The organism is Lapidilactobacillus concavus DSM 17758 (assembly GCF_001435835.1).
In the GTDB taxonomy this organism is placed as follows: domain Bacteria; phylum Bacillota; class Bacilli; order Lactobacillales; family Lactobacillaceae; genus Lapidilactobacillus; species Lapidilactobacillus concavus.
This window is the reverse complement of the sequence record NZ_AZFX01000072.1, coordinates 67451-76163: the sequence shown is the minus strand read 5'-3', so window position 1 is coordinate 76163 and position 8713 is coordinate 67451. Positions and strand designations below refer to the sequence as shown.

Genomic DNA, 8713 nt, shown 5'->3' with positions numbered 1-8713 from the left:
CTAGACCAATAACTAAGAATAGGTCGAAAGTGTTGCACTTGATTTGACAATTCGGGGGTTTTTTTGTTTGTGGTGGAATCAGAATTAATTAAAAATCTGGAGGCATTAACTAATGAGTACAACAACCGCATTAACTAAGAGAACGAAGTCACCATTTCGCTACGATATTGTGGGCAGCTTTTTACGCCCGGAAGCGTTGAAAACAGCACGCGAAAAATTTACAGCCGGCGAAATTACGCGTGATGAACTGACTGCCGTCGAGGACCAAGCAATCATCGAATTAATTAAACAAGAAGAAGCGGCCGGTTTAAAAGCAGTCACAGACGGTGAATTTCGTCGTAGTTGGTGGCACCTCGATTTCTTCTGGGGATTGAATGGCGTTTCGTTTAAAAAATCTAGCCATGGTTATTTCTTCCACGGTGAAGAAACGCGTCAAGAAACGGCGTCTGTTTCTGGAAAAATCACGGGTGAGAACCATCCCTTTGTGGAAGCCTTCAAATTTACACAAGCGCATGTGAGCGAAGGCATTCAAGTTAAACAAACAATTCCAGCACCAGCGCAGTTATTGGTTGAACTATTAAACCCAGAAAATATCGCCGCTGCGCGGGAGGTTTATCCGAAACGCGAAGAACTATTCGCAGACGTCGCGGCTGCCTATCATCAAGTGATCTTAGATCTATATGCAGCAGGTGCACGCACGATTCAACTCGACGACTGCACTTGGGGCATGTTAGTTTCAAAGACCTCTGAGAAATTCATTAACAGTTTTGGTGAAGGCGAAGCCGATTCACTCGACGACTTAAAGAAGTTATATTTAGAAATCAATAATGCAGCCATCGCCGATTTACCTGCCGACTTGACGATCAATACTCATATTTGCCGTGGCAACTACCACTCAACTTGGGCGGCAGCTGGCGGTTATGATTCAGTTGCAACACCACTCTTTGATCAAGAGAACGTGCAAGCTTACTACCTTGAGTATGATAGCGAACGCGCCGGTGGCTTCGAACCATTGAAAGCCGTTGGCCCAAATAAATATGTCGTTTTGGGCTTGTTGACCTCAAAAGATGGCAAATTAGAAGATCGTCAAACAATCATTGATCGCATTCATGAAGCAGCGCAATACGTGCCACTAGATCATCTTTGCTTGAGCACGCAATGTGGATTTGCGTCGACAGAAGAAGGAAATATTTTAACCGAAGCAGATCAATGGGCTAAAATCGCGTTGGTTAAATCGATTGCTGAAGAAGTCTGGGGTTAATGACACGGCGCGGGTAATGAAGTTTGAAGTTGCCTCACTTCGCCGAAGTTGCTACAGACAAATGGTCATGCTAGCCTGTGGGGCCGGCTGCAGCTCTTTTTGAAACGCGTTCCGCAAGGCAGCAGTCTGTGCTTAACTGCTAACTGCCTTTCTCCACGCTCTACTTCAAAAAGGAGCTTTCGCCTAAAACTTGTAGCTTTTGTTGCACAAAATCTAAAGTTTTGCCCGTGCTATAAGCTCGAAACACGTTTCGAGCTTATAACACTGTCACTGCAATCATGCCCATTGTCTTCCGCAACTTCTGATTTAGTCGGTAACTCGAGATAACTGGGCAAGATTTGCTGGCAGAATATTTCGTCGAACGAAAAAATGAGCACGTTTAAAAATCGTGATTGCGTCAAATGGCGAAATTGAGACACGACAAATTTTCAGATTCACGCTAAATTACTAGTACATTTCGATCGAAAATGACAAGTATTTGGCGTGAATTTTTGTATTAGTCGTGTGTCTAGAATGACAAATTGAAAAAATCGAATTTTTTTATGACTATTCGCCGAAATTGCTACGGAAAATGATCGTTCTTGTTGTGGGGCCGTCTACTGCTCTTTTAGCAAGCTAAAAGTAGCTTTCGACTAAAATTGGAGCCTTCGAAAACGTGTCTCACAAGGCAACTTCTTGCGCTTAACCACAATTTCTAAACGGTTCGTAACCGAATCGTTCAGAAATTATCGTTAATGCTCAGAAGCTAACCGCCTTGTTACACACTCTATTCGAAGTCTCCAATTTACCCGTTCTGTAAGTCCGCAAACGCGTTACGCAAGGCAGCAGTCTGCGCTTAACAACGATTTCTAAACGATTCGTAAACGAATCATTCAGAAATTATCGTTAATGCTCAACTGCAAACCGCCTTGCTTCACGCTCTCTCGGTCTAACAGAACTTTCACAGCATCACAACCATTTTCCTTCGCAACTTCTGATTTAGTCTTAAAGATTTACGAACTGGGTTAGAAATACACACTAATTTCCTGTTCTTAATTTCAAAACCGCAGTTCTGCCTTCACATCTGAGTCAGGGAACGGAGTGGAAAGTTGTTGCCGTACTGTGAAAATGTTGTTAATCCGCGTGGGCCATGCGGGTTTACAACATGGGGCAAACATTAGCCTTCGCATAGCGTGTGGCACACGTTTGCGAAGGCTAATGTTTAAGGCGGAAGATTTATTCGCCGAGTGCGAAGCACGAGCCGAATAAACCTGGAGCCGGCACCACAGCGAAGGCAACAACTTTCCACGCAGTGGACTGACGGGTCTGAGCAGTGGACTGACAGGCCTGAAAGTCGGGCATGCCAAAATATCAACTTGTAAAATCATGCACCGTATTTTTTTCGTGCTAAGTGGGCGGCGGTGAGCAAGGCAGAGATAAACGCAATCACCATCATGATCCAAAACCCAATTTCGGATTGTTTGCCAGGCAAACCACCCGTGTTCATGCCCCACAACGTTCCAACTAATGCGGGCACAGAAATGACCAACGCTGCTGAATCGAGATACTTCATCAGATGGTTCAGATTGTTGCTCATCATGTCGCTGAATAAGCCGCCGATGGTATCCAATAGGTCTCGATAAATGTGAATCGATTTATCCGCATATTGTTGCTTGAGTTGTACGTCGTAAGCCAGCCCGGCGTCAGTAAACGCCGTTTCAATTTCCGTTTCTTCCCAGAGTCGTTCTAGCGTTTGCGCCTGGTTATCCAATGTTTGTTCTAAATAAACTAAGTCACGTTGAGTGGTTGCTAAATTAAATAGTTCTTGATTTTTTGTTGTTCGTTGTGCGGCTTCTTCGAGATCATTAATCGTCTGCTTTTTGGCAGTTAATTCACCGATATAACGGTCATAAATGGATATTAAACAGTAACCGATCACGTCGTAACTTTGATTTAGCTGTGGTCCCCATTTGGAAAGCAATTGGTCAATGAAACTAGAATTGTTGCCGACGTCAGTAATCAGGAGGTCGTCGGAAATGATGAATGAGATGGGATGCAGTCGTTCCTCCACCCGCTCGTGAGGATGGCCCGCTAGATTCATTAGAACGAGTGACATTGGTGACTTTAGGTTTGTTTGCTGCAAAAATTCGAGCTGTGTGACGTCTTCGGGCGTGCTTTCGATGGGAAAAACATCATGGGGCAACTGATATTTTTTGATAATTTCTTGGCGTTCTTGTGGAGAAGGTTGTTGGAGAATTAACCAATTGCCTTCAGCTTTGGTCGATTTCGTACAGCCATCTTTAGCTAAGGTATAGTAAGTGAGCATCGCTTTCCTCCGGAATCAAGCCATTAGTCGCAATATCAATCGGGCAACATTTATGATTGTAAATCGCTGTTGAATTCAATTTTATTGTGACAAAATGTCAGCGGGGGTGTAAAGAAAGTTGCTTAGGTGACCGCGATGAAAAGACGTCGCCAACCTTGATTGCGGAAATAATCGAGTCGAACGAGGCTGACGATTAAATTAATTAGGTCGTACGCATCGGTTAAATAAAAAAGTGTCTCAGATCAGACCGGTTGATTTTCAAGTTAGATTGAAAATTACCTAGACTGATCGAGACACTTTTTTGATTAAAACATATTCTTGAAGCCGTTGTGGAGGTGCTTTTACATTTCCATGCCCATTTTATCGTAAGAATCCATGCCGGCCATCCAAAGGTCTTTGACGTCAATTCCGCGTTCTGCTGCGAAGGCGTTCATTAAGGTGTCCATATCCATCAAATGATAGGTCTGTGGATGCTCTGGATCGAAGGCCTCAATCTGGGCCATCATGCCACCATCTTCATGCTCGATAATATGACAGTGGTACATGTAAACGCCAGGTAATGTGAACCAAACCTTGATTCTGACAACTTCACCTGGATTGACGCCGACAGTATCTTTGAAGCCATGTTCGTTTGGATAAGGCTCGTGACCATCACGAGACAGCACTAAGAATTGACAGCCATGCATGTGGAAAGGATGAACCATACCGCCGTCCATTTGATTGGTATTGGTAATTTCCCAAATCGCGACGTCGCCGACTTTTTGGCGAGCATCGATGCGTTGCATGTTGAATTTTTGACCGTCAAGCATCACTTCTTCATCCATACCAGACATCACAACTTTTTTAACTGGGAGTCCTGGTGTTGGCTCTGGATTAGGAATGTCCACTAAATGTCCTGGAAGTACCTGCGTGTCTGGTGCGAACTTCCCGATGCGAAAATTAACGATGGGCATATCATCTGAGAACAATGTCACCACATCACCCTCGTGATACTGACCGAAATCAACGATGATCTCCGCGCGTTCAGCGCAAGTTAGCATCAGCTTGGTGAGTCGAACGGGTGCTGGCAAGATGCCACCATCTGAACCGATCTGCGTGAATTCGAGGTCATCGCTAAAGTGCAAGCGCCATTCGCGACGATTGGCACCGTCCAAAATTCTAAAGCGAACTTTTTGCGTTTTGACCTCAAAATAAGGATTGACGGTCCCATTGATCATCGCAGTTGGTCCTTGAACGCCATCAGGATCATAATCTGCGTGATAGTCCCACTGGTTATCCTCATGGAAACGACGGTCCTGTAAAATCAATGGCACATCATCAACGCCATAATTTCTAGGGAAGGGTAACTTGGCTTCGACGTCGTCTTTGATAATCGTTAATCCAGCGAGGCCGTGCCAAACTTGTTCTGCTGTTGAAGGACAAGGATGGGCGTGTAACCAAGTTGTCGAAGCGGGTTGGTCTAAAGTGAAGTCGATTTGTTTGGTCTCGCCAGGATAAACGGGAGCATGGCAGCCACCGTCAACGATTGGACCGGAAACATTGAGACCGTGCCAGTGAAAAGTGGTCAGCTCTGGCAATTCATTTTTTAACGTGACGTGAATGTGTTTGCCTTTCTGAAAAACAATGGTCTTACCCAATAGCGTTGTGTTGTAACCCCAAGTTTTCGTCTTGGCGCCGGGTAAAATTTGTGTTTCCCCGGCCTGTGCGACCAACGTATAGTAAGTATCTGTCTCTGTTTCGCGGTCGGGTTCGAGCAACGGTGGAATATTAAGTGGTTGTTCGGGAACATCGAGGCGTTCCAGCGGCACATAACCGCCATCGTGAGTGTTATAAGCGGGCTCGTCGAAGAAATAATCAGTATAAACTTTGTTTGACATGAAAGAACCTCCTCCAATTAAGTAAGCGCTGAATCAGACATTTTTATTATAACGCTTGTCATCTTATCTGGCTGGTTTAGAAGGCCATAAAATCTAAACGAACTGGAATAATCAGTGATTCGCAATTTCGCGAATCGATTGACCAGTTTGCTTGACGCGCGCTTCGGTGCCATCTTCAACCGCTTGTCCGTAGTAGGCACACTTGTAATCGACGACTCTAAGATTGCGTTCTAATAAGTCGAGCTGAGATTCGAGGTGTTCACGAAGTTTTTGGAATAAAGTTAGACGTTGCGCTAAAGTTTCATCCCCTTCTGAGCTCCATTGCATGAATTGTTTAATATCTTTGATTGACATGCCGGAAGTTTTTAAACATTCGACAACTTGCAGTGCTTCGAGATTTTCATTGTTGAAACGGCGAATACCCGCTTGATCTTTAGTGAGATTTGGAATTAGACCCTCTTGATCATAGTAGCGTAAAGTAGAAACGCTTAGGTTAAAACGGGTGGCAACCTGACCGATCGTATAAGTTTCCTGTGACATTTCATCAACTTCTTTTCTTTTTTTGAAATTAAGGCTTGACCTCAAGTTAGCTTGAGACATTATGCTTAGTTTATCATAAAAAACGAAAAGGGGAATTTTACATGGCCGTTAAAGATAAAGTGGTTGTCATTACTGGTGCTTCTTCAGGAATTGGGGAGGCAAGTGCAAAATTATTAGCACAGAAGGGAGCCAAAATCGTCCTTGGGGCGCGTCGTGAATCGAAACTTGCACAGATTAAGGCAGATATTGAAAGTGCAGGTGGGCAAGCTGTTTATTGCGTGACGGATGTCACCAAGCGTTCTGACAATGAGGCTCTGATTCAATTAGCACAAGAAAAGTTCGGTCGCGTCGATGTGATGTTTCTAAATGCTGGGTTGATGCCTAACTCGCCTTTATCCGCACTTCATGTCGAGGAGTGGGATCGCATGATCGATGTGAATTTGAAAGGCGTGCTCTACGGTATTGCTGCAGTATTGCCAACCTTCACGGCACAGAAGCAGGGCCAAGTCATCGCAACCTCTTCAGTTGCTGGTCTGAAAGCTTATCCTGGTGGCGCAGTTTATGGCGCGACGAAGTGGGCCGTTCGTGACTTGATGGAAGTTTTGCGGATGGAATCGGCTGAAGAGAAGACACACATTAGAACTTCAACGATCTATCCAGCAGCAATCCAGTCTGAACTAGTCGATCATATTACTGATCAACAAACGGCAGCTGGCATGAAGCAGCTCTATGATACCTACGAAATTAGTCCAGAGCGCATCGCTAATGTGGTTGCCTTTGCCATTGATCAACCAGAAGATACGACAGTTAATGAATTTACCGTCGGTCCTGCAGCTCAAAGTTGGTAGGCCAATTTAAAAAATCAGTATTTTTTTCATCTAATTAAACAAACAACCTCATCTCGATTTCAAGATGAGGTTGTTTGTTTGGCGTGATCGTTTGAAATTGCTTTTGATCGACTTTTAGATGACCTGGCGAGTTGAGTTAATCATCAATCTTTCATGCCACTCGTTGCGCCTGCGTTCATAATGTAACGCTGGAAGACGATGAAAACGAGGAGTAATGGCAGAATGGAAATCACCGATGCCACTAATAATAATGCCCAGTCAATATTCTGTGCACCAATAATAGAACGTAAGGCGACTTGTAATGTATATTTATCCGGATCATTGAGCACGATCAGCGGCCAGATATAATCGTTCCAGCGCCATTGGAAGGAGAAAATCGCCAGGATCATGACAATTGGCCTTGCAAGTGGCAACATGATGCGTAAAAAGATTTTGCCATCTGAAGCGCCGTCCATACGGGCACACTCGATCAGTGAGTCGAGAACGCTCAGGAAGAAAGAGCGAAACATGAAGATGCCCGTTGCCGTGTTAATCGACGGAATAATGATCCCAGCGAGACGATTATATAGACCTGTGACTCGAATGACCGTAAATGTTGGATTCATGATGACCTCTGTAGGTAATATCGTTGTCGCGATGATACAAACAAAGAAGAAGCGCAGCCATTTACGATCATATTTCGCGAAGGCGAAGCCACAAGTCGCACTTGCAAAAATCGTGAAGGCTGTCGTCAACGTTGCTGATAAAAAAGTATTTTTGAAGTATTTGAAGAAATCTAGCGTGGACCAAGCCTCCACAAAGTTTTGAAGTGTGGCTGTTTTTGGCAAGATCGTCAGGGGATAACTGAACAATTCACTACCAGGCTTCAATGAACTCATCAAGAACCAAAAGACCGGAAAAACATAAAGTAGGCAAACGACAACGAGTGCAGCCGTTAACAGTGTCTTTGCGGTTCGATCGTAAAGTTTAGTCATTCTGATGACCTCCCACCTTCAGCTGAATGAGTGCCACCAACAGAATGATCATAAACAAGACCATTGAAACTGCACTGGCATACCCCACCTTGAACTTGTCGAAGCCAGTCGTGTAAATATATTGCACGATAAACATGTTGTCTGTTCCCGGTCCCCCGTTTGTCAAGGCTTGGACCATGACGAATTCCTTCGTTGCGTCAATGGTTGCGAGCAGAATCACCATCAATGAGGTCGGGCGAATGGCGGGAAGTGTGATATGCCAAAACTTTTGAAAACTGGTCGCACCATCTAAAGATGCCGCCTCGTATAAGGTTGCTGGCACATTTTTGATGGCGTTCATGAAGAGCAACATATTGAAGGCAGTCGCCGCCCAGACAGCCGCCATGACCACGACGAGGAAAGCCATATTGCCGTCAGAGAACCAAGGAACGGGTGATTGCCCTAATTGTTTTAAACTATAGTTGATAAAACCGAAGCTTTCGCCAAACAACCATTTCCACATCACACCTGTGACGATACCAGAGATACACCAAGGTAAAAAAACGACGATCTTGCCGATAATCTTGCCTTTGATTTTCGGATTTGATAATAATAGGGCAACCAATAGTGAAACCACATAGAGCAAGGGGACTTGGAAGATAATATAACGAAAAGTGCGCCCCAATGCCTTATAGAATGCAGGGTCCGCGAATAATTCGCGATAATTTGCTAGGCCAATAAATTTCTCACCAGGGTTTCCATCAGAATTGGTGAATGAATAATAGAGCCCCAACAACGCAGGAACGACAAACCAAACCACAAATAAAATCATATTGGCCCCAACGAACAAAAACGGCCATTTATTGCGCTCAAATCTTGCCTTAACAGTCACTACCTTCACCTGATTTCCAAATAGTTTGAAACAATGT

The 8713-nt window shown here is 44.4% G+C and carries 7 protein-coding genes; 2 read left to right on the top strand and 5 right to left on the bottom strand.

The window, feature by feature from the left end:
• Positions 1-112 precede the first annotated feature (112 nt).
• A complete protein-coding gene (locus tag FC15_RS06655; protein ID WP_057825106.1) occupies positions 113-1261 on the top strand; it encodes a 5-methyltetrahydropteroyltriglutamate--homocysteine S-methyltransferase in 1149 nt (382 codons plus the stop codon).
• A gap of 1363 nt (positions 1262-2624) precedes the next feature.
• On the opposite strand, the gene FC15_RS06650 is transcribed toward FC15_RS06655, so the two are convergent.
• From FC15_RS06650 to FC15_RS06640, 3 genes are all read right to left on the bottom strand, one after another.
• Entirely contained in the window at positions 2625-3566 is a 942-nt protein-coding gene (locus FC15_RS06650; protein WP_057825104.1) for a magnesium transporter CorA family protein, read from the bottom strand.
• A gap of 341 nt (positions 3567-3907) precedes the next feature.
• On the bottom strand, positions 3908-5443 hold the full coding sequence (locus tag FC15_RS06645; RefSeq protein WP_057825102.1) for a multicopper oxidase family protein: 1536 nt from the start codon (positions 5441-5443) through the stop codon (positions 3908-3910).
• A 111-nt stretch (positions 5444-5554) separates the two neighbouring features.
• The gene (locus FC15_RS06640; protein ID WP_057825100.1) at positions 5555-5983 is read right to left on the bottom strand and encodes a MerR family transcriptional regulator; all 429 of its coding nucleotides are present in this window, start codon (positions 5981-5983) and stop codon (positions 5555-5557) included.
• Between the two features lie 101 nt (positions 5984-6084).
• Between FC15_RS06640 and FC15_RS06635 the strand changes: the two genes are divergently transcribed.
• Positions 6085-6831 (top strand): SDR family oxidoreductase, encoded by a 747-nt coding sequence (locus FC15_RS06635; RefSeq protein WP_057825098.1) that lies wholly within the window; start codon positions 6085-6087, stop codon positions 6829-6831.
• 143 nt (positions 6832-6974) lie between these two features.
• Here the strand turns inward: FC15_RS06635 and FC15_RS06630 are convergent, their stop codons facing one another.
• The gene (locus FC15_RS06630; protein WP_057825096.1) at positions 6975-7805 is read right to left on the bottom strand and encodes a carbohydrate ABC transporter permease; all 831 of its coding nucleotides are present in this window, start codon (positions 7803-7805) and stop codon (positions 6975-6977) included.
• A complete protein-coding gene (locus tag FC15_RS06625) occupies positions 7798-8676 on the bottom strand; it encodes a carbohydrate ABC transporter permease (RefSeq protein WP_235803356.1) in 879 nt (292 codons plus the stop codon). Before FC15_RS06625 ends, FC15_RS06630 begins: the two co-directional genes overlap by 8 nt.
• Positions 8677-8713: the final 37 nt, after the last annotated feature.